Source organism: Pseudomonas sp. ES1, assembly GCF_050586605.1.
GTDB lineage: Bacteria > Pseudomonadota > Gammaproteobacteria > Pseudomonadales > Pseudomonadaceae > Aquipseudomonas > Aquipseudomonas sichuanensis.
The window spans coordinates 33,472-54,214 of record NZ_JBOBDM010000005.1; the positions used below are offsets into that span (position 1 = coordinate 33,472).

Genomic DNA, 20,743 nt, shown 5'->3' on the forward strand with positions numbered 1-20,743 from the left:
CGAAGCTCTCCTTTGATTCCCGCCGGTGACCGGATCAACCGATGGTCATCAAGCTAGCGTTACCCCCCGCCGCAGCGGTGTTCACACTCACCGCCCGCTCGATCACCAGGCGCTCCAGGGCAATCTGGTGATCGCCGCTCGACAGCCCATGCACGCCAACGATGGCACCCGCACGCTTGGCCACCTGCTCGCAGATGCCGCGCAGCTGGTCCGAGTGGCCGTGGTGGATCACCGCGTCGAAGGCCACGTCGTCGTTGTTCCAGTCGGCTACCAGCTTGATCTTCGCTTGCAGCTCCTTCGGCAGGCGGCCGCGCACGGTCTTGGCCGGCTCGCCGTCCTGGAACACTGCCGAGCTACCCACCGCCAGCACCGCCGCGAACTGCGCCAGCAGGTCGGCTTCGTTGTCGGCCAGGCACAGCACGTGCTCGCGGGGCAGCACGCTGTAGCTGTTGCGCTCGCCGGTTGGGCCAGGCAATACGCGGGTGATGCCGCTCTGCGACTGCTCGGCGAACTGCTCGCACAGCGCGGCCAGGTCGCTCAGCTGGCTGCCGGCCGCCCAGGTCTTGAGCGTGTTCAGCGGCTTGATCTGCTGATCGCGCAGGGTGGTGTCGGCCGGGCTGCGGGCATCGTCGGCCTGGAAGTGGCGGGCGATGGCGTCGGCCGGGCGGGTCGACAGCAGGCGGTACAGGTACAGCGGGCCGCCGGCTTTCGGGCCGGTGCCGGACAGGCCTTCACCGCCGAATGGCTGCACGCCGACCACGGCACCGACGATGTTGCGGTTGACGTACATGTTGCCGGCATTGACGTTGCCCACCACCTTGGCAATGGTCTCGTCGATGCGGGTGTGCACGCCCAGGGTCAGGCCGTAACCGGAGGCGTTGATCTGCTCGATCAGCTGGTCCAGGTCCTTGCGGTTGTAGCGCACCACGTGCAGTACCGGGCCGAAGATCTCGCGCTGCAGCTCGTCGAAGCTCTCCAGCTCGATCAGGGTCGGCATCACGAAGGTGCCGCGCTTGACCTCTTCACCTTCGGCGATGGCCACCTGGTACACGGTGCGGCCTTTGTCGCGCATGCCCTGGATGTGCTTCTCGATACCGGCCTTGGCTTCGGCGTCGATCACCGGGCCGATGTCCACGGACAGGCGCTCGGGGTTGCCCAGGCGGCTTTCGGCCATGGCGCCCTTGAGCATTTCGATCACGCGGTCGGCGGAGTCTTCCTGCAGGCACAGCACGCGCAGGGCCGAGCAACGCTGGCCGGCGCTGTCGAACGCCGAGGACACCACATCGATCACCACCTGCTCGGTGAGGGCCGAGGAGTCGACGATCATGGCGTTCTGGCCGCCGGTTTCGGCGATCAGCGGGATCGGGCGGCCCTGGTTGTCCAGGCGGCCGGCGATGTTGCGTTGCAGCAGGCGCGCGACTTCGGTGGAGCCGGTGAACATCACGCCCTTGACGCGTTCGTCACCGACCAGGCCGGCACCGACGGTTTCGCCCTGGCCCGGCAGCAATTGCAGCACGCCTTCGGGGATGCCGGCTTCCAGCAGCAGGCGCACGGCCTGGGCGGCGACCAGCGGGGTCTGTTCGGCGGGCTTGGCCAGTACCGGGTTGCCGGCGGCCAGCGCTGCGGCCACCTGGCCGGAGAAGATCGCCAGCGGGAAGTTCCACGGGCTGATGCACACCACCGGGCCCAGTGGGCGGCAGTTGTCGTTGCGCAAGTCGTTGCGTGCCTGCACCGCGTAGTAGCGCAGGAAGTCCACGGCTTCGCGCACTTCGGCGATGGCGTTGGCGAAGGTCTTGCCGGCTTCGCGCACCAGCAGGCCCATCAGCGGCTGGATCTCGGCTTCCATCAGGTCGGCGGCGCGTTCCAGGATCGCGGCGCGCTCGGCCGGCGGGGTGGCCTGCCAGATCGGTGCGGCGTTCAGCGCGCACTGGATGGCGTTGTCGACGTCGGCAACGGTGGCTTCCTGCACGTGGCCGACCACATCGCGGTGATCCGCTGGGTTGAGCACCGCCACGGCGGCTTGCTCGCTGGCGGCGCAAGCCAGCAGCGGGGCGGCTTTCCAGTCGTTGTGGGCGGTGGCCAGCAGGGCGCAGGACAGCGACGCCAGGCGGTGTTCGTTGGCCATGTCGATACCGGCCGAGTTGGCCCGCTCGCTGCCATAGAGTGCACGCGGCATCGGGATGCGCGGGTGCGGCAGGCCGATGCTGCCTTCCTGGGTGCCCATGCGCTCGATGCTGGCGACCGGGTCGGCGACCAGTTCCTGGATCGAGATCGAATGGTCGGCGATGCGGTTGACGAACGAGGTGTTGGCGCCGTTTTCCAGCAGGCGGCGTACCAGGTAGGCCAGCAGGGTTTCGTGGGTGCCGACCGGTGCATACACGCGGCACGGACGGTTCAGCTTACCTTCGGAGACCTTGCCTACAACCTGCTCGTACAGTGGCTCGCCCATGCCGTGCAGGCACTGGAACTCGTACTGGCCCGGGTAGTAGTTCTGCCCGGCGATGGTGTAGATGGCCGACAGGGTGTGGGCGTTGTGGGTGGCGAACTGCGGGTAGATGGCTTCTGGCACGGCCAGCAGCTTGCGGGCGCAGGCGACGTAGGAAACGTCGGTGTACACCTTGCGGGTGTAGACCGGGTAGCCTTCCAGGCCTTCGACCTGGGCGCGCTTGATCTCGCTGTCCCAGTACGCGCCTTTTACCAGGCGGATCATCAGGCGGTGGCGGCTGCGCTTGGCCAGGTCGATGACGTAGTCGATCACATACGGGCAGCGCTTCTGGTAGGCCTGGATAACGAAGCCGATGCCGTTCCAGCCGGCCAGCGACGGCTCGAAGCACAGGCGCTCGAGCAGGTCCAGCGACAGCTCCAGGCGGTCGGCCTCTTCGGCGTCGATGTTCAGGCCGATGTCGTACTGCTTGGCCAGCAGGGTCAGCGACAGCAGGCGCGGGTACAGCTCGTTCATCACGCGCTCGTACTGGGCGCGGCTGTAGCGCGGGTGCAGGGCCGACAGCTTGATCGAGATGCCCGGGCCTTCATAGATGCCACGGCCATGGGACGCTTTGCCGATCGAGTGGATCGCCTGCTCGTAGGAAGCCAGGTATTTCTGTGCGTCGTGCTCGGTCAGCGCGGCTTCGCCGAGCATGTCATAGCTGTAGCGGAAGCCCTTGGCTTCGAACTTGCTGGCGTTGGCCAGGGCTTCGGCGATGGTTTCGCCGGTGACGAACTGCTCGCCCATCAGGCGCATGGCCATGTCGACGCCCTTGCGGATCATCGGCTCGCCGCTCTTGCCGATGATGCGGGTGAGCGAGGAGGTCAGGCCGGATTCGTTGTGGGTGCTGACCAGCTTGCCGGTCAGCAGCAGGCCCCAGGTGGCGGCGTTGACGAACAGCGACGGGCTGTTGCCCAGGTGCGGTTGCCAGTTGCCGGTGCTGATCTTGTCGCGGATCAGCGCGTCACGGGTGCCTTTGTCGGGGATGCGCAGCAGGGCTTCGGCCAGGCACATCAGCGCCACGCCTTCCTGCGAGGACAGCGAAAATTCCTGCAGCAGGCCCTGGACGATGCCGGCACGGCCGCCGGCGCTCTTCTGGTTGCGCAGCTTGTCGGCCAGGCTGGCGGCCAGCTTGTTGGTGGCTTCGGCCTGGGCGGCCGGCAGGCGCGCCTGCTCCAGCAGCATCGGCACCACTTCTGGCTCAGGGCGGCGGTAGGCGGCGGTGATCGCCGAGCGCAGCACCGATTGCGGCAGGATGCTTTCGGCGAACTCCAGGAAGCACTGGTGGGCGTGGTCGGTCGGCGCTTCGCCGGCCTCGTCGCCAAGGTTCACGGCGTGGCCGTTGAGGTCGTTCAGGGTGGCGCCACCCTCGAGCTTCTCGAGATAGTTGAAGATCGCTTGCTTGATCAACCAGTGCGGCGTGCGGTCGATGGACTGCGCAGCTGCCTTGAGTCGCTCACGGGTCGGGTCGTCAAGTTTGACCCCAAGGGTGGTCGTCGCCATTTCTTATCCTCGTTATTGGCCACGGGTGTGACCTAAGCTGGAGGCAAGATTAGCCTGTAGGACAATTCGGGTGCAACCGGGTGCAACCCGAATTTTTCGAGGCAAAGGTGCAACTCGTCTGAAGGACGTTTCCGTACAACGGAAACGGTCTTTTTCGGTGTTTTTTGTTATGGAAAACGTTGTGTTTGCTCCGAAATGGAGCAAAAACACGGTTTTGTCCGAAAATGCAGGATTGGGTGCAACTTGCAAATGAAAAGTGGTTGCACCTCGTTCATGTTGTTGCATAGGATGCGCCGCCTGGGTGCAACCGTCGTCATGCACGGCGGTCGCTGGAGATAAAAACAACGCCAGGGCACAACTCATGGGCAATCCTCTTACCATCACCTTCGTGGTGTACATCGCGGCAATGGTGCTGATCGGCTTCGCCGCCTATCGCTCCACCAAGAACCTTTCCGACTACATCCTCGGTGGCCGCAGCCTCGGTAGCGTGGTAACCGCGCTTTCCGCCGGCGCTTCCGACATGAGTGGCTGGTTGCTGATGGGCCTGCCGGGCGCCATCTACTTCGCCGGCCTCTCCGAAGCCTGGATCGCCATCGGCCTGACCGTCGGCGCCTACCTTAACTGGCTGTTCGTCGCCGGCCGTCTGCGGGTGCAGACCGAGCACAACGGTGATGCGCTGACCCTGCCGGATTACTTCTCGAGCCGCTTCGAAGACCAGAGTGGCGTGCTGCGGATCATCTCCGCCATCGTGATCCTGGTGTTCTTCACCATCTATTGCGCCTCGGGCATCGTCGCCGGCGCCCGCCTGTTCGAAAGCACCTTCGGCATGTCCTACGAAACCGCCCTGTGGGCCGGTGCCGCAGCTACCATCGCCTACACCTTCGTCGGTGGCTTCCTGGCGGTGAGCTGGACCGACACCGTGCAGGCCTCGCTGATGATCTTCGCGCTGATCCTCACGCCGATCATCGTGCTGATCTCCACCGGTGGCTTCGATACCACCTTCCTCGCCATCGAGGCGGTGGACCCGGCGCACTTCGACATGTTCAAGGGCGCTACCTTCATCGGCATCATCTCGCTGATGGGCTGGGGCCTGGGCTACTTCGGCCAGCCGCACATCCTGGCGCGCTTCATGGCCGCCGACTCGGTGAAGTCGATCGCCAACGCCCGCCGCATCTCCATGACCTGGATGATTCTGTGCCTGGCCGGCACCTGTGCCGTGGGCTTCTTCGGCATCGCCTACTTCTCGGCGCACCCGGACCTCGCCGGCCCGGTCACCGAGAACCGTGAGCGCGTGTTCATCGAGCTGGCCAAGATCCTGTTCAACCCATGGATCGCCGGTGTGCTGCTGTCGGCCATCCTGGCGGCGGTGATGAGCACCTTGAGCTGCCAACTGCTGGTGTGCTCCAGCGCCCTGACCGAAGACTTCTACAAGAGCTTCCTGCGCAAGAACGCTTCGCAGCAGGAGCTGGTGTGGGTCGGTCGCCTGATGGTGCTGGCCGTTGCGCTGATCGCCATTGCCATGGCTGCCAACCCTGAGAACCGCGTGCTGGGCCTGGTGGCCTACGCCTGGGCTGGCTTCGGTGCCGCCTTCGGTCCGGTGGTGCTGCTGTCGGTACTGTGGAAAGGCATGACCCGCAATGGTGCGCTGGCGGGCATCGTGGTCGGTGCGCTGACCGTGATCCTGTGGAAGCAGCTGGGTACCGATCTGTACGAGATCATTCCGGGCTTCCTGTTCGCCACCATCGCCATCGTTCTGGTGAGCAAGCTGGGCAGCCCGTCGAACAGCATGGTTTCGCGCTTTGAAACCGCTGATGCGCAGTATCACGCCGACAAGTAATACCTGCTGAATCGGCGTCGCTTGCTTCGCGGGTAAATCGCATCGGCGCACCGCCGCTCCCACAGGATCGATGTGATTCCTGTGGGAGCCGGCTTGCCGGCGATGAAGGCGATGCGGATCGACCGTCGTACCTGACGTCTCCCTCGCGACAAGGTAAACTTGGCGCCCCCGCAGGAGCCGCCATGAACTATCGTCACGCCTTCCACGCCGGCAACCACGCCGACGTCCTCAAACACATCGTGCTCACCCGCCTCATCGCCCTGATGTCGCGCAAGGAGCAGCCGTTCGCCTATATCGACACCCACGCAGGCCTGGGTCTGTACGACCTGCAGGGCGATCAGGCGAGCCGTACCGGTGAATACCTCGAAGGCGTCGCCCGTTTGTGGAATCGCGATGACCTGCCGGCCGTCACCGCCGACTACCTGGGCGTCATCAAGCGCCTGAACAAGAACGGCGAGCTGCGCTACTACCCAGGCTCGCCTGAGCTGGCCCGTCGCCTGATGCGCGAGCAGGACCGTGCGCAGCTCAACGAAAAGCACCCTGAAGATGGTGTGCTGCTCAAAGAGAACATGAAGAAGGACCCGCGCGTCACCGTGCACCTGGGCGAAGGCTGGCACATCCCGCGGGCCCTGCTGCCGGTGCAGGAAAAGCGCGCGATCATGCTGATCGACCCGCCGTTCGAGCAGGCCGACGAGCTCAAGCGCTGCACCGTGGCGATGAAAGAGGCGATCGGCCGCATGCGCCAGACCGTCGCGGCGATCTGGTACCCGATCAAGGACCAGCGCTCGCTGACCCGCTTCTACCAGGACCTGACCAGCACCGGCGCGCCCAAGCTGCTGCGGGTGGAGCTGTACGTGCACCACCAGGACAGCCCGCAGGGCCTGAACGGCTCGGGCCTGGCCATCGCCAACCCGCCGTGGGGGCTGGAGGACGAGCTCAAGGAGCTGCTGCCGTGGCTGGCCAAAGAGCTGGCGCAGACCGCAGGCAGCTACCGCATGGACTGGTTGATCGCCGAGTAAGCCGGCGCTGAACCCTGTAGGAGATCACCCAGCCCTCAGGGCTGCGCTGTCTTGCAGGCGCGCCGCAGGCCCTGTGGGAGCGGGTTTACCCGCGAAGAAGGCAACGCGGTGCATGGCACCGGCTGCGCCGGTGTTCGCGGGTAAGCCCGTTCCCACAAGGGGGCGGTGTGTCCCTGATCTTTGCGTTATAATCCCGCCCCTTTAGCCGTCGCCCGCCTGCGTGGCCGGTGGCGCACTTCTACCGATTTGAGAGGCTAACCCCTTGGCACTGACGATTCTTGGCCTGTCCGGCGCCCTTAGCCATGACCCTTCCGCGGCCCTGTACATCGACGGCAAGCTGATTGCCGCCGCCGAAGAAGAGCGCTTCGTGCGTGACAAGCATGCGAAGAACCGCATGCCTTACGAGTCGGCGAAGTTCTGCCTGGAACAGGCCGGCATCAAGCCGTCGGACGTTGACGTGGTGGCCATTCCCTTTGCCCCGATCAGCCTGTTCGGCAAGGCCCGCTGGCACTACGCCAAGCGTTACTGGTACGCCCCGGACCGCGCCCTCGACGCGCTGCTGATGGGCAACCGCCGCTACAAGCGCTACCGCAAGAAGATCGTCTGGTGCCTGGAGCAGCTGGGCTTCGACCCGAAGAAGATCAAGATCGAGCCGGTCGAGCACCACCTGGCCCACGCGTCCAGTGCCTACCACTGCTCGGGCTTCAAGGAGAAGACCGCGATCCTCGGGATCGACGGCAAGGGCGAGTACGCCACCACCTTCTTCGGCTATGGCGAGAACGGCAAGATCCACAAGATCAAGGAGTTCTTCGACCCGGATTCGCTGGGTGGCCTGTATGGCGCGATCACCGAGTTCCTCGGTTTCGAGATGCTCGACGGCGAGTTCAAGGTCATGGGCATGGCGCCGTACGGCGACGCCAGCAAATACGACTTCTCGCGCCTGGCCAGCTTTGAAAACGGCGAACTGGTGATCAACACCGACTACGCCAACGTCATCGGCCTGCGCCGCTATAAAGAGAAGGGCAAGGGCTTCTACTTCTCGCCCAAGCTGATCGAGTGGCTGGGCCCGAAACGCGAAGGCGACATCGCCGACGAGCCGTACATCCACTACGCGGCGAGCATGCAGGCGCTGTTCGAGAAGCTGGCCCTGCAGATGATCGACCACTACCTGGGCGACACGCTGAAAGAAACCGGCAAGCTGGCCTTCGCCGGCGGCTGCGCGCTGAACGTCAAGCTGAACCAGAAGATCATCGCCCGCCCGGACGTCAAGGAGCTGTTCGTGCAGCCGGCCTCCGGCGACGCCGGTACCGCTGTCGGTGCGGCGGCCTATGTGTCCCACGCCCGCGGCGTGCCGGTCGAGAAGATGGAACACGTCTACCTCGGCCCTGCGTACTCCAACGAAGACGTGATCGCCGCCTGCGCCCGCCACCCGAGCAAGCCTGTCTGGCGCAAGCTCGAGAACATGCCCGAGCAGATCGCCAAGATCATGGTCGACGGCAACCCGGTGGCCTGGTTCCAGGGCCGCATGGAGTTCGGCCCGCGTGCGCTGGGTGGTCGTTCGATCATCGGTTGCCCGAGCGTGCCGGGCGTGGCCGACCGCATCAACCACCAGATCAAGTTCCGCGAGCGCTGGAGGCCTTTCTGCCCGTCGATGCTCGACACCGTCGCGCCGCAGATGATCAAGATCGACCACCCGGCGCCGTTCATGACCTTCACCTTCGAAGTGGCTGAAGAGTGGAAGACCCGCGTGCCGGAAGTGGTCCACGAGGACGGTACCTCCCGTGCCCAGGTGCTCAAGCGCGAGTACAACCCGCGCTACTACGACATGATGAAGGCGCTGGAAAACCTCACCGGCAACGGCGTGTCGCTGAACACCTCGCTCAACCGCCGTGGCGAACCGATGATCTGCTCGCCGACCGATGCCCTGAACATGTTCTTCGGTTCGGACCTGCAGTACCTGATCATGGAAGACATCCTGGTGGTCAAGGACGGCGCGGCGCCTTATGACCAGCCGCTCTGAACCGCGGATCCTGCAGTTCTGCCATGGCTATGACGGGCCGTTCCTCGATTGCGCCCGTCAATACGCCAGCCTGTTCCAGGGCAGCGGCTACAAGGTCACCACCGTATTCCTCACCGGGGCAGCCAACGCGAAAGTAGCGGCGGGCTGCGCCTCGGACGAGGTGCTGTTCCTGGAGTTCAGCTCCAAGGCCGTGCGCGGCCTGAAGCTGGGCGCCATCGCTGCGCTGCGCAAGATCGCCGCGCAGCGCAATTTCAGTTTCTGCATTGCCCACCGCTTCAAGCCGATCTACGTGGCGCTGCTGGGCACCGGCTTGCCGGTGATCGGTGTGCACCATGCCTTTGGCGACTACCAGCGCAAGGGCCGGCGGCTGTTCGCCAACCTGTTCCGCCGGCGCCTGAGCCTGCTCGGTGTATCGGATGCCGTGCGCGACGACATGCGCCGCTGCCTGGCGCAGTGGCCCGCCGAGCGTATCCAGACCCTCTACAACCGCATCGATGTCGAGGCGCTGCAGGCCAGCCTGGTGCCGCGTACCGAGGCGCGCCGGGCCCTGGGGCTCGACGAGCAGGCCTGGGTGGTCGGCAATGTCGGCCGCCTGCACCCGGACAAGGACCAGGCCACCCTGCTGCGCGGCTTTGCCCAAGCACTGCCGGGGCTGCCGGCCGGAGCGCGCCTGGCGATCCTGGGCAAGGGCCGCCTGGAGTCGAACCTCAAGGCGCTGGCCGCCGAGTTGGGGATTGCCGCGCAGGTCGACTTCCTCGGCCAGGTGCCGGATGCCCGTCGTTATTTCAAGGCGTTCGATGTCTTCGCGTTGAGTTCCGACCATGAGCCGTTCGGCATGGTCCTGCTCGAAGCCATGGTCGCCGGCGTACCGCTGCTGGCCACGGCCTGCGGCGGTGCGCGCGAGGTGGTCGAAGGTGTTGGCGTATTGTTCCCGCTGGGTGATACCGCGCAGCTGGCCCAGGGACTGAAGCACCTGGCCGGGCTGGACCCGCAGCAGCAGGCGGCCTGTGCGCAGCACATGCTGCAGCGCCTGGGTGAGCGGTTCAGTGATCGGGCGGTACGCGAAACCTTCTGGCAACTGCCGCAAGTCCGTGCACTGGTTGCGGAGGCCTGATGCTCAACTTTATCCAGGGCTGGCGCGAGCGCGGCTGGCAGGTCATCGATGCGGCTGCTTACAACGAGGCCTGGCAGCGTTTTGGCGGCAGTGTCGCCACCCATCCGCGGGTGATCGAGCAGCTGGCCGACCTGGCGCAGATCCCGGTGCGTTACCTCGGTTATCCACAGGGCGGTGAAATCAAGGCCGCCTTGCCGGTGTGGGGGCGCCACCTGGCGCTGTCCAAGGACGTGCTCAAGCGCCATGGCAAGAAGGGCCTGTTCGACCTGGGCAATGCCGAGATCATCCTGCCGGCCGCCGCCGATGCAGCCGCGCCGCTGCGCCATGCCGGGCGCTACCTGTCGGAGCTTAACCAGGGCCGCTTCAGCGGCCTGAAGGCGCAGCCCGAGCAGTTGGCCATGGCCCGCGCGCATGAGGACCTGTCGAAGAAGTTCCGCTACAACCAGCGCCGCGAGCTGCGCCTGCTGGAAGAGGCGGGCGGGCAAGTGCGGCCGATCGGTGATTTCACCTCGGCGCAGATCGCCGCCATGTACTGTGACCTGTTCCAGCGCCGCTGGGGCTTCCCGGCCACCGGTGCGGCGCACATGGCCGAGGTGGTCGAGCGCCTGCGCGAGCTGTTGGTCGGTTCGGTGCTGTTCCTCAACGATGCCCCCATCGCCATCCAGCTGGTGTACCGCGTCGAGGCGCCGCAGTGGATCAGCGTGGAGTACGTCAATGGCGGCGTCGACCCTGAGACCAAGGCGTTCAGCCCCGGCAGCGTGCTGAGCTTCCTCAATACCCAGGCCGCCTGGGAGGATGCCAACAGCCGTGGCAAGGCGCTGCGGTTCTCCTTTGGCCGTGCCGACCGTGAGTACAAGGACCGTTGGTGCAGCCCTGTGCCGGTGTTCCAGTCGTGAGCCGCAAGCAGCAACTGCTCAAGCGCCATCGGCGCAACAAGCGCCTGGGGCTGCTGGCCGGGCTGGTGCTCCTGGTCGCGCTGGGGCTGTTCAGCTGGTGGTGGCTGCCGCTGTTGCTGCTGCCGCTGCTGTGGGCCGCGCATGAGGCGTGGTTCGCCGACCACCTGTTCTATGCCCCCGGTGAAGACTACGCCTACCGTTTCGGCGAGCAGACCCGCGAAGCCTGCGCGACGCTGCAAGGTGATCTGCTGCGCACCGATGCCGCCTTGCAGGGCGATGAGACGCTGATCCTTGAGGTCGGCATCAAGAGCGGCTGGCTGGGGCGCTTCCTCGATCCGCGCGTCGAGCTGCTGGGCGGCGCCACGCGTGATGTGCAGACCTTCGAACGCGGCGCCAACGGCGTGCGTTACCTCAACCTCACCGGCCTGGCCGAGCCCCTGGCGGCGGGCACGTTGCGCCTGCGCGGGCGCCATTGCCGGCTGCAGGGAACGCCGCACCTGTGGATAACCCCGGCCATCGAGTTGCGCAAGCGTCGGGTGATGGTGATCGCGCCCCACGCCGACGACGCAGAGCTGGCTGCCTATGGCTTGTACAGCCAGGCCGAGGAAACCTGGGTGGTGACCCTGACCGCTGGCGAGATCGAAGCCGAGCATTACCAGCAGATGGGTATGCAGAAGGCCGAGGCAGCGCGGCTCAAGGGCCGGCTGCGGGCCTGGGACAGTATCGCCGTGCCTCGTTGGGCAGGTGTACCGCAAGCGCGTTGCGTGCAGCTGGGCTATTTCTGCCTGCAACTGCCCGCCATGCAGGCGGCGCCTGACCAGCCACAGGGTTCGCGCGAAGCGGACATGGCCGATATCCGCCCGTTCCGCTGCTTCAACCCGTTCCCGCTGCCCGCCGATGCCGACGGTGCGCCTACCTGGCACAACCTGCTGGCCGACCTGCGCGCGTTGCTGGAGCTGGCCAGGCCGCAAGTGCTGGTGATGCCGCACCCGACCCTCGACCCGCACCCCGACCACATCTGCGCCCAGGCCGCCGTGCACGAAGCGCTGCAAGGCCTGGCCTGGCAGCCGGAAACCTTGCTGTGCTACGCCAACCACCTGCACGATAACGACCGCTGGCCGATGGGCGACAGCGGTGATGGCGTGGCCTTGCCGCCGCAGCTGGACAGCCGTGAAGCCTGGGCGCCCTGCAGCCTGGTGCTGGACACCGCGACCCAGCGTGACAAAGCCATGGCCCTGGGCATGATGCATGACCTGCAGCCTCCGGCCGCTTTCAAGCGCCGCTTGCGCCGCCTGCTGCAACGCTGGCTGGCGGGGCGCCAGCCATCGCCCTATGGCGAGAACGAATTCTTCCGCAAGGCCGTTCGCCGGCACGAGCTGTTCTGGCGCCGCGACCTGTGAGCCTGACCCATGATGACCGCGATAGCGCCGAGCGCCCAAGGAACGCAATGAAAGTCCTATTTCTGGTGCAGAAGGAACAACGGGCGATTCTCGATCGCCTGTATGACGGCGTCGCGGCCCACTGCGACTGCGACCTGCGTTGGCTGAGCGACGATGACCAGCGCAACCTGCGCCGCTACTTCAAGCGTGAAGTCGACGTCACGCGCTATGACCGCATCGTGTTCTTCCTGCGCTTCAAGCAGGAGATCCGCCAGGTCGCGTTCATTCGCAGCATCCCCAACCTGGTGATTCTCGAGCACGACGCCTACCAGAACTACATCCCCTGCAAGTACACCGGCAAGTTCAGTGCGCATTACCGGCAACTGCCGTGGGCGCGGGTGATCAGCTCCGGTTACATGGTCAGTGAGCGCTTGCGCCAGGAAGGCTTCGACGCCGTGTTCGTGCCCAAGGGCTACGACGAGCAGCTGTTGATCGACCAGGGGCGTGAGCGCGATATCGAACTGGCCTTTGTAGGCAGTACCAACAGCGTTGCCTACAGCGGCCGCAAGGCGCTGCTGGACGAGCTGGGGCAGGTGGAAAGCCTGGTGGTGACCCGCACCAAGTCCGGTGAGGACTACTGCAACACCCTCAATCGCATCCGCTTTTTCGTCAGTGCCGATGTCGGCATGGGCGAATACATGATCAAGAACTTCGAGGCTATGGCCTGCGGGTGCGTGCTACTGGCATACGACCAGGGCGAGGAGGAGAATCGTGCTCTGGGCCTGGTCGACATGCACAGCGTGGTGCTGTACGACAGCATCCCGGTGCTGCAGGCCAAGTTGCGGCAACTGCGCGACGACCCGGCGCTGGCGGCGCGTATTGCCGACAACGGGCGCGAGCTGGCAACCTCGCGCTTCAGCTTTGCCCAGGTTGGCCGAAGTATTGTCGAACACATGGAGCCCCCTCTGCGGCCGCATCCGCCGCTGACCTTCTGGCAGCGATTGCTGATGCGCATCGGCTGATCGAAGAGCTGGCTGGCCCATCCGTATGACCGTAGGGGCGCAATACCGTTGAATATCGTCAATGTGATGTGGTCGGGTGGCGCACCGTTCATGTCCGTACACACTGTCCACCGCCAAGTGCTGGCGCATGCCCCGATGGGGGGGCAGGTCTGCAACTGGCTGTTGCTTGGCGATGGCTTGAGCGGTGGTATCGGTAAAACGCGTAGCTGGCATTTGCCGTCGCGGCTGCTCAAGGGGCGCATGCCCCACCGCCTGGCGTTGCCCTGGGTGCGCTGGCGCATGCTGCGCGCGCTGCGTGAGACGGCTGCCGATGTGCTGCTGCTGGACGGGGTCGGTGTCGCCCGCCTGCTGCTGCCGCTGTTGCACCGGCTGCCCGGCGTGCAGGTGGCTGTGCTGTTCCATGGGGCGACCCGGCTGAATGCCAAGGATGTGCGCCTGTTCCGCCAGTTCCCGGCCGAGCGCCTGCGGGTCGCGGCGGTGTCGGCCACGCTGGCGCGTACGCTCGAGCAGGATCTTGGGCGGCCGGTGCGAACGGTGCGGATCGCCCTTGACCCGCACGCGTTCTGCCAGCAGTTGCTGGGGCGTGAACAAGCCCGCCAGGCGCTGGGGCTGCCAGAAGGCGCGCCGGTGCTGGGCGCGGTGGGGCGCCTGGTGGAGAGCAAAGGCTTTGCGATGCTGATTGAAGCCTTCGCCGAGGCGCGCACACGGATGCCAGGCGCGCAGCTGGCAATCCTGGGTGATGGCGAGCTGCGCGCGCACTTGCAGGCCCGTGCCGAGGCGCTGGGGGTGGCCGACAGCGTGCATTTCTGCGGCCATCGTGGCGATCTGGCGCGGTTGTATCCGGCGTTCGACTGGTTGCTGGTGCCCTCGCGCTCGGAAGGGCTCGGACTGGTGATACAGGAGGCGCTGTTGTCCGGGGTGCCGGTGATCTGCAGCGATCTGCCGGTGTTCCGTGAACAACTGGGTGAAGCGGGCTGCTATCTGCCGGTCGGCGACCAGCCCAGCTGGGCAGAGGCCATCGCCAGCTGCGCCACGCGCGATGGCGTGGCCGTGGCCCGGGAGCAATGGCAGGCGCTGGCGCCCGAGCAGGGCTGGGCGGCGTTCAAGGCCGGCTCGGCAAGCCTGCTGGGGGGCTGAGGTTTACCGGCCGATTAGGGCCGCCTGGAACTGTGCGAGGGGGAACTGCTGGTCAAGCTGCTCGCGCTCGATATAGCGCGCCATGTGCTGCACGTTGCGTTGTACCATCCGCGACGACAGGGGGGCGCGCAGGAAACGCATGTCGGCCACGTCGATCAGACCCAGCAGCCCTTCGGGGGTCTGCACCACGTTGCCCAAGTGCAGCGAGCGGAAGTAGATGCCCGAGCGATGCAGGTGCCGGACCAGCTCGATCAGCCGTGGCAATAGCGTGTCCCAACTGAAACCGGGTTGGCGGGACAGGCCTAGCAGGGTATCGCCCGGCAGTGGGCGATACAGTACGGCGGTACGGCCTGGCAGTGGCAGCTTGTGATGGCTGATCACCTCCAGGGTAGGCAAGCCCAGTTGCGCCAGGCGTTGGGCGTTGTCGATGAAGCGCTGCGAGTAGGGGCGTAGCAGCGCAGATGAAATCAGACGCTTGCGGCGAAAAACCTTGAGGATATTGCCATCCCCAAGCAGGTAGACTTTGGCACCATGGCTATCTGCCTCTAGCACCTTGGCGCCGAGTATCAGCCGATCGAAGTCGGTCTGGGAGAGCCGGGAGCATTGCATGAGTTCTGGCCTTGTCTTCATGGGCAGGCAAAATGACCGGCAATAATGCCGAAAATTATCTGTTAGCACCATGCTGGTGTATTCGGGTTTCAACGAGGGAACGGGATGTTGTACGAAAAACGCTGGGCCAAGGCCTGGCTGGGGCTGGGTTTTGTCTGGTTCTTGGCGGCCATCGCACTGGCGCCGAGCAACAAGGTTTATCAACAGGGCCTGGTCCTGTTCCTGTGGTTGCCCACCCTGGGCCTGGCCTGGTCGGCTCGGCAGGTGTTCATCGAGGCTTGGCGGCGTCAGCCGGCATTATGGCTCGCGCTGCTGGGCTTGCTGGCCTGGAGTGCCGTGACACTGGCCTGGTCCACCGCCGAGGATGTTTCGCGCGAAGGCAAGCGGCTGGTGTACATCCTGCTGTTCCTGATGGCATTCCCCCTGCTGGCGCAGGCGGGGGCGGAGCGTGCCTGGCGCCTGCTGCAGCTAGGCGGGGGCTTGCTGGCCCTGGCTGCGCTGGTTTCGATCGTGCACTTCTATGGGATCAAGGGAGAGCCTCTGGTGGCTCGCATCAAGGGTATCGGTGAGATTTCCCATCCGATCCTGGGCGGCTATGTGGTGGCGGCCGCGGCGCTCTGGCTGCTGTACATCAACCCCCGTCAGCGTGCCCTGCAGCTGGCCTGGGCACTTGCGCTGGCGTGCCTGGGGGCCTTCGTGGTGTTCAGCCAGAGCCGTGGTGCTGCACTGGCTTTGGTCGGGACGATTGTTCTGGCACCGCTGTGGCATCGCACTCGCAGCAGTTGCCTGTTTGCACTGTTGGCGGCCCTGGCGACGGCCGTGGCCTTCTATGTGATGTATGAGCTGATCATGGAGCGCGGCTCTTCGTACCGGCCCGAGATCTTCCGGGCGTCCCTGCAGATGATTGGAGAACACCCGCTGACCGGCCTTGGCCTGGGTGCTTTCTATCAAGTGCCGGTGGGGGATCGAGAGTTCGACCACACCCACAACATGTTCACCCACGTCGCCGTGGAGCTGGGCCTGCCCGGTATGCTCCTGTGGACGGCGGTCTGGCTGTTCGCTCTGGGCCAGATCGTGCGGGCCCGCGCCACGCTGTTCGGCAAGGTCCTGTTCGGCTTCTGGGTGTTCTCCACCCTGGCCATGCAGTTCGACGCGGCCAGCCTGACCGGCACCCCTCGCGCCGAATGGTTCATCAGCTGGCTGCCGGTGGCGCTGGTGATGTTGTTGCCCTGGGCACATGAACGGCAACAACCCTGTGGTAAAATCGCCGGTTCAACCTGAACAGCGAGCTCGATGATGGCCGAAACACCGCTCCCGGCGGAGAACTCCTCCAGCCTGAAGATCTACTTCAGGCTGCTGGGCTACGTGAAACCCTACGTCGGCATTTTCCTGCTGAGCATCGTCGGGTTCGTGATCTTCGCCTCTACCCAGCCGATGCTGGCCGGCATTCTCAAGTATTTCGTCGACGGCCTGAGCAACCCAGAGGCCGTGCTGTTCCCCAATGTGCCCTACCTGCGCGACCTGCAACTGCTGCAGGCCGTGCCGCTGCTGATCATCCTGATCGCGGCCTGGCAGGGCCTGGGTTCGTTCCTGGGCAACTACTTCCTGGCCAAGGTTTCGCTGTGCCTGGTGCACGACCTGCGGGTCGAGTTGTTCAACAAGCTGCTGGTGCTGCCCAACCGCTATTTCGACAACCACAACTCCGGGCACCTGATTTCGCGTATCACCTTCAACGTGACCATGGTCACCGGTGCTGCCACCGATGCGATCAAGGTGGTGATCCGCGAAGGCCTGACCGTGGTCTTCCTGTTCGTCTATCTGTTGTGGATGAACTGGATGCTGACCCTGGTCATGCTCGCCATCCTGCCGGTGATCGCGGTGATGGTGAGTACCGCCAGCAAGAAATTCCGCAAGCAGAGCAAGAAGATCCAGGTGGCCATGGGCGACGTGACCCACGTCGCGTCCGAGACCATCCAGGGCTACCGGGTGGTGCGCAGTTTCGGCGGCGAGGCCTACGAGCAGCAGCGTTTCGACAACGCCAGCCAGAGCAACACCGACAAGCAACTGCGCATGACCAAGACCGGCGCGCTGTACACGCCGATGCTGCAGCTGGTGATCTACACCGCCATGGCCGCGCTGATGTTCCTGGTGCTGTTCCTGCGCGGCGATGCGTCGGCCGGTGACATGGTTGCCTACATCACTGCTGCTGGCCTGCTGCCCAAGCCGATCCGCCAGCTTTCCGAAGTCAGCTCGACCATCCAGAAGGGCCTTGCGGGTGCCGAGAGCATCTTCGAGCAGCTCGACGAAGAACCTGAGGTCGATACCGGCACCGTCGAGAAGGCGCGGGTCGAAGGCCGCCTGGAAGTGCGCAACCTCAGCTTCACCTACCCCGGCACCGAGCGCCAGGTGCTCAGCGATATCAGCTTTACCGCCGAGCCTGGGCAGATGATTGCCCTGGTCGGCCGCTCCGGCAGCGGCAAGTCCACGCTGGCGGCGCTGATCCCGCGCTTCTATCACCATAGCGAAGGGCAGATCCTGCTCGATGGCGTGGAGATCGAGGAGTACCGCTTGCGCAACCTGCGTCGGCACGTGTCGCAGGTGACCCAGCACGTCACCCTGTTCAACGACACCGTGGCCAACAACATCGCCTACGGCGACCTGGCCGGCGCGCCGCGCGCAGACATCGAAGCCGCGGCTGCCGATGCCTATGCCAAGGAGTTCGTCGACCAGTTGCCCAAGGGCTTCGACACCGAAGTCGGCGAGAACGGCGTACTGCTCTCCGGCGGCCAGCGCCAGCGCCTGGCGATTGCCCGGGCGCTGCTGAAAAACGCACCGCTGCTGATCCTCGACGAGGCTACCTCGGCCCTGGACACCGAGTCCGAGCGGCATATCCAGGCAGCCCTGGACCATGTGATGCAAGGCCGTACCACCCTGGTGATCGCCCACCGCCTGTCGACCATCGAGAAGGCCGACATGATCCTGGTGATGGACCAGGGGCGGCTGGTGGAGCGCGGTACCCACACCGAGCTGCTGGCGGCCAATGGCTATTATGCCCGCCTGCATGCCATGGGCCTGGATGCGCCGGAAAACGCCGATATCACCTGAAACCTCAAAGATCGGGGCCTGCATGGCCCCGATTGTCACTGCAGTTGTCCACAGTGAAGCTGGCCGTAAAGCCATCCTCGACCCTGTGCTAATATCCTGCCCCTGTTCACTTTTTCATATGGGTTGCCCATGAAGTTGTCCATGCCGCGTTTCGATCAAGCCCCGGTACTGGTGGTCGGCGATGTCATGCTCGACCGCTACTGGCATGGCGGTACTTCACGTATTTCGCCTGAAGCGCCGGTGCCGGTGGTCAAGGTCGATCAGATCGAAGATCGCCCAGGCGGTGCGGCCAACGTCGCGTTGAACATCGCCGCCTTGGGCGCGCCAGCCGCGCTGGTCGGCGTCACCGGCCAGGACGAGGCTGCCGACAGCCTCGCCAACAGCCTGCAGGCCGCCGGTGTGCGCTCGATCTTCCAGCGCATCGCGCACCAGCCGACCATCGTCAAGTTGCGGGTCATGAGCCGTCACCAGCAACTGCTGCGCATCGACTTCGAAGAACCCTTCGCCACCGACGCGCTGTCGCTGGGCGCCGAGGTCGACGGCCTGCTCGAAGGCATCAAGGTGCTGGTGCTCTCCGACTACGGCAAGGGCGCGCTGAAGAACCACCAGGCGCTGATCCAGGCCGCCCGGGCCAAAGGCATTCCGGTGCTGGCCGACCCCAAGGGCAAGGATTTCTCCATCTACCGTGGCGCCAGCCTGATCACGCCCAACCTGAGCGAGTTCGAGGCGATCGTCGGCCGTTGTGCCGACGAAACCGAACTGGTCGCCAAGGGCCTCACCCTGCTCGACGAGCTCGACCTGGGGGCGCTGCTGGTGACCCGTGGCGAGCACGGCATGACCCTGCTGCGCACCGGCCACCCGGCCTTGCATCTGCCGGCCCGGGCCCGTGAAGTGTTCGATGTCACCGGTGCCGGCGATACCGTGATCTCCACCCTGGCCGCCGCCATCGCTGCCGGTGAAGAGCTGCCCCACGCGGTCGCCTTGGCCAACCTGGCCGCCGGCATCGTGGTGGGCAAGCTCGGTACGGCGGCCATCAGTGCCCCGGAACTGCGCCGGGCCATCCAGCGCGAAGAAGGTTCCGAGCGCGGTGTGCTGGGCCTGGAGCAGTTGCTGCTGGCGATCGACGATGCCCGTGCGCACAACGAGAAGATCGTCTTCACCAATGGCTGCTTCGACATCCTCCATGCCGGCCACGTGACCTACCTGGAGCAAGCGCGCGCCCAAGGCGACCGGCTGATTGTCGCGATCAACGACGATGCCTCGGTCAGCCGTTTGAAAGGCCCGGGCCGGCCGATCAACAGCGTCGACCGGCGCATGGCCGTGCTGGCCGGGCTGGGTGCGGTGGACTGGGTGATCAGCTTCCCCGAAGACACCCCAGAGAACCTGCTGCGCCAGGTGAAGCCGGATGTGCTGGTCAAGGGCGGCGACTATGGCATTGACCAGGTGGTCGGCGCCGATATCGTCAAGGCCTACGGCGGTGCGGTGAAGGTGCTGGGGCTGGTCGAGAACAGCTCGACCACCGCCATCGTCGAGAAGATCCGCAAGCACTGAAGCCGGCCCATTGCCGGCACGCCCCCTGTAGGAGCGGCACAAGGCCGCTCCTACAGGGGCCAGCGCAAGGCAGTTGCTCCCGCGACTATTTGTGCAGTGTTCCCCGCGCTCGCTCGAGCAATTCACGGGCCTTGTCACTGAAACGCTGCAGGTGCGTTTCCGGCTTGCGCTGTTCCGCCAGCCCCTGTTGCTTCAGCCAATCCCGCCAGCGCACCCGCTCATCGCGCACCACCCAACCCTCCTGGCGCGCAAAGCTTTCTGCCAGCCACACCCCGCGTGTACTCGCCGGCAGCAGCTGGTCCTTCTTCAGGGTGTAGAGCTCAGGCAGCGGCTGGCCATCCTTCAAGGGCATCAGGTACAGGTCCGGGCGCTTGCGGTTCAGCCGCGCCACCAGTTGATCACCTTCCAGCCGTTCATCGACGTGGAACAGGCTCAGCGGCTTGGCGTCCCTGGGCACCTGCAGGCGCAGGTCATAGATCAACTGAAGCGAGGCCGTCGGCAGGTGCACGTAGGCCCGTGGCCGTTCCAGCAGCATCAGGTTGGCGCAGTGCACTGGGCGGGCGGCGCCGGATTCGGGTGAGAGCACGAAGGGCGGTGCTTCGCGGTAGTGCAGGGCGGCGGCATAGGGGGCCGGCAGCCAGGTATCGTTGAAGCGCCCGCCCAGCCAGCCCTCGGGGGTTTCCAGCAGGCATTCCTCGGCCACTTCCTGAATGGCGGTGAGTAGCGGCAGGTTCAACTCGTGGGCGGGCACATAGCCAGAAATCAGTTTGAGCACCACATCGCCGCGGTCCTGGCGGCGCTGGCGCACCAGCACCCAGTAGTCGCGGCCCTGCCAGTTCAGCGTGAGGCGCACCGAGACGCCCAGGTTGGCCAGCTCGACCACGAAGCGTTCGGGGTTGCCTAGCTGGATCGCCTTGCGCCGCTGCAGGGTCTGGGCGAAGTTCAGCGGCATGCCGATGCTCTGGTAGGTCAGGCCGTCGGGGGTGGCCTCGACGTGCAGCGGCAGGGTCTTGAAGTTGCTCGGGTTCTTGCGGATCAGCGTACGCGGCACGAGGCTCCTCCTTGC

General features: G+C 65.3%; 14 protein-coding genes. 11 read left to right on the plus strand and 3 right to left on the minus strand.

From position 1 onward, the window contains the following. Positions 1 to 34 precede the first annotated feature (34 nt). On the minus strand, positions 35 to 3,988 hold the full coding sequence (putA, locus tag ACQ4N9_RS03520) for a trifunctional transcriptional regulator/proline dehydrogenase/L-glutamate gamma-semialdehyde dehydrogenase (protein WP_390965857.1): 3,954 nt from the start codon (positions 3,986 to 3,988) through the stop codon (positions 35 to 37). A gap of 361 nt (positions 3,989 to 4,349) precedes the next feature. Here putA and putP point away from each other — a divergent pair, with 361 nt between their 5' ends. The 8 genes from putP (at position 4,350) to ACQ4N9_RS03560 (ending at position 14,412) form a co-directional block, all read left to right on the plus strand. After that, a complete protein-coding gene (putP, locus tag ACQ4N9_RS03525; protein ID WP_125465793.1) occupies positions 4,350 to 5,825 on the plus strand; it encodes a sodium/proline symporter PutP in 1,476 nt (491 codons plus the stop codon). A 182-nt stretch (positions 5,826 to 6,007) separates the two neighbouring features. Continuing rightward, a complete protein-coding gene (locus ACQ4N9_RS03530) occupies positions 6,008 to 6,844 on the plus strand; it encodes a 23S rRNA (adenine(2030)-N(6))-methyltransferase RlmJ (RefSeq protein ID WP_125465792.1) in 837 nt (278 codons plus the stop codon). Between the two features lie 262 nt (positions 6,845 to 7,106). Next, positions 7,107 to 8,864, plus strand: a complete 1,758-nt coding sequence (locus ACQ4N9_RS03535; RefSeq protein WP_347150658.1) for a carbamoyltransferase family protein — start codon at positions 7,107 to 7,109, stop codon at positions 8,862 to 8,864. Further along, entirely contained in the window at positions 8,848 to 9,978 is a 1,131-nt protein-coding gene (locus ACQ4N9_RS03540; RefSeq protein WP_390965860.1) for a glycosyltransferase, read from the plus strand. The genes ACQ4N9_RS03535 and ACQ4N9_RS03540 overlap by 17 nt, the downstream gene beginning before the upstream one ends. Next, entirely contained in the window at positions 9,978 to 10,874 is an 897-nt protein-coding gene (locus ACQ4N9_RS03545) for an antimicrobial resistance protein Mig-14 (RefSeq protein ID WP_390965862.1), read from the plus strand. Before ACQ4N9_RS03540 ends, ACQ4N9_RS03545 begins: the two co-directional genes overlap by 1 nt. Then, positions 10,871 to 12,274 (plus strand): PIG-L deacetylase family protein, encoded by a 1,404-nt coding sequence (locus tag ACQ4N9_RS03550; protein WP_390965864.1) that lies wholly within the window; start codon positions 10,871 to 10,873, stop codon positions 12,272 to 12,274. Before ACQ4N9_RS03545 ends, ACQ4N9_RS03550 begins: the two co-directional genes overlap by 4 nt. A gap of 47 nt (positions 12,275 to 12,321) precedes the next feature. Beyond that, positions 12,322 to 13,275, plus strand: a complete 954-nt coding sequence (locus ACQ4N9_RS03555) for a glycosyltransferase family protein (protein WP_390965866.1) — start codon at positions 12,322 to 12,324, stop codon at positions 13,273 to 13,275. 48 nt (positions 13,276 to 13,323) lie between these two features. After that, entirely contained in the window at positions 13,324 to 14,412 is a 1,089-nt protein-coding gene (locus ACQ4N9_RS03560; RefSeq protein WP_390965868.1) for a glycosyltransferase, read from the plus strand. A 3-nt stretch (positions 14,413 to 14,415) separates the two neighbouring features. Here the strand turns inward: ACQ4N9_RS03560 and ACQ4N9_RS03565 are convergent, their stop codons facing one another. After that, positions 14,416 to 15,021 (minus strand): toluene tolerance protein, encoded by a 606-nt coding sequence (locus ACQ4N9_RS03565; protein WP_390965869.1) that lies wholly within the window; start codon positions 15,019 to 15,021, stop codon positions 14,416 to 14,418. Between the two features lie 105 nt (positions 15,022 to 15,126). Between ACQ4N9_RS03565 and ACQ4N9_RS03570 the strand changes: the two genes are divergently transcribed. The 3 genes from ACQ4N9_RS03570 (at position 15,127) to hldE (ending at position 19,677) form a co-directional block, all read left to right on the plus strand. Then, positions 15,127 to 16,302, plus strand: coding sequence for an O-antigen ligase family protein (locus tag ACQ4N9_RS03570; RefSeq protein WP_390965871.1), 1,176 nt, complete (start codon positions 15,127 to 15,129; stop codon positions 16,300 to 16,302). A gap of 15 nt (positions 16,303 to 16,317) precedes the next feature. Then, entirely contained in the window at positions 16,318 to 18,126 is a 1,809-nt protein-coding gene (gene msbA / locus ACQ4N9_RS03575; protein WP_390965873.1) for a lipid A export permease/ATP-binding protein MsbA, read from the plus strand. Between the two features lie 129 nt (positions 18,127 to 18,255). Further along, on the plus strand, positions 18,256 to 19,677 hold the full coding sequence (gene hldE, locus ACQ4N9_RS03580) for a bifunctional D-glycero-beta-D-manno-heptose-7-phosphate kinase/D-glycero-beta-D-manno-heptose 1-phosphate adenylyltransferase HldE (protein ID WP_390965875.1): 1,422 nt from the start codon (positions 18,256 to 18,258) through the stop codon (positions 19,675 to 19,677). An 85-nt stretch (positions 19,678 to 19,762) separates the two neighbouring features. Here hldE and ACQ4N9_RS03585 read toward each other — a convergent pair whose 3' ends face one another. Further along, a complete protein-coding gene (locus ACQ4N9_RS03585) occupies positions 19,763 to 20,728 on the minus strand; it encodes a metal ABC transporter ATPase (RefSeq protein ID WP_125860694.1) in 966 nt (321 codons plus the stop codon). Positions 20,729 to 20,743 lie beyond the last annotated feature (15 nt).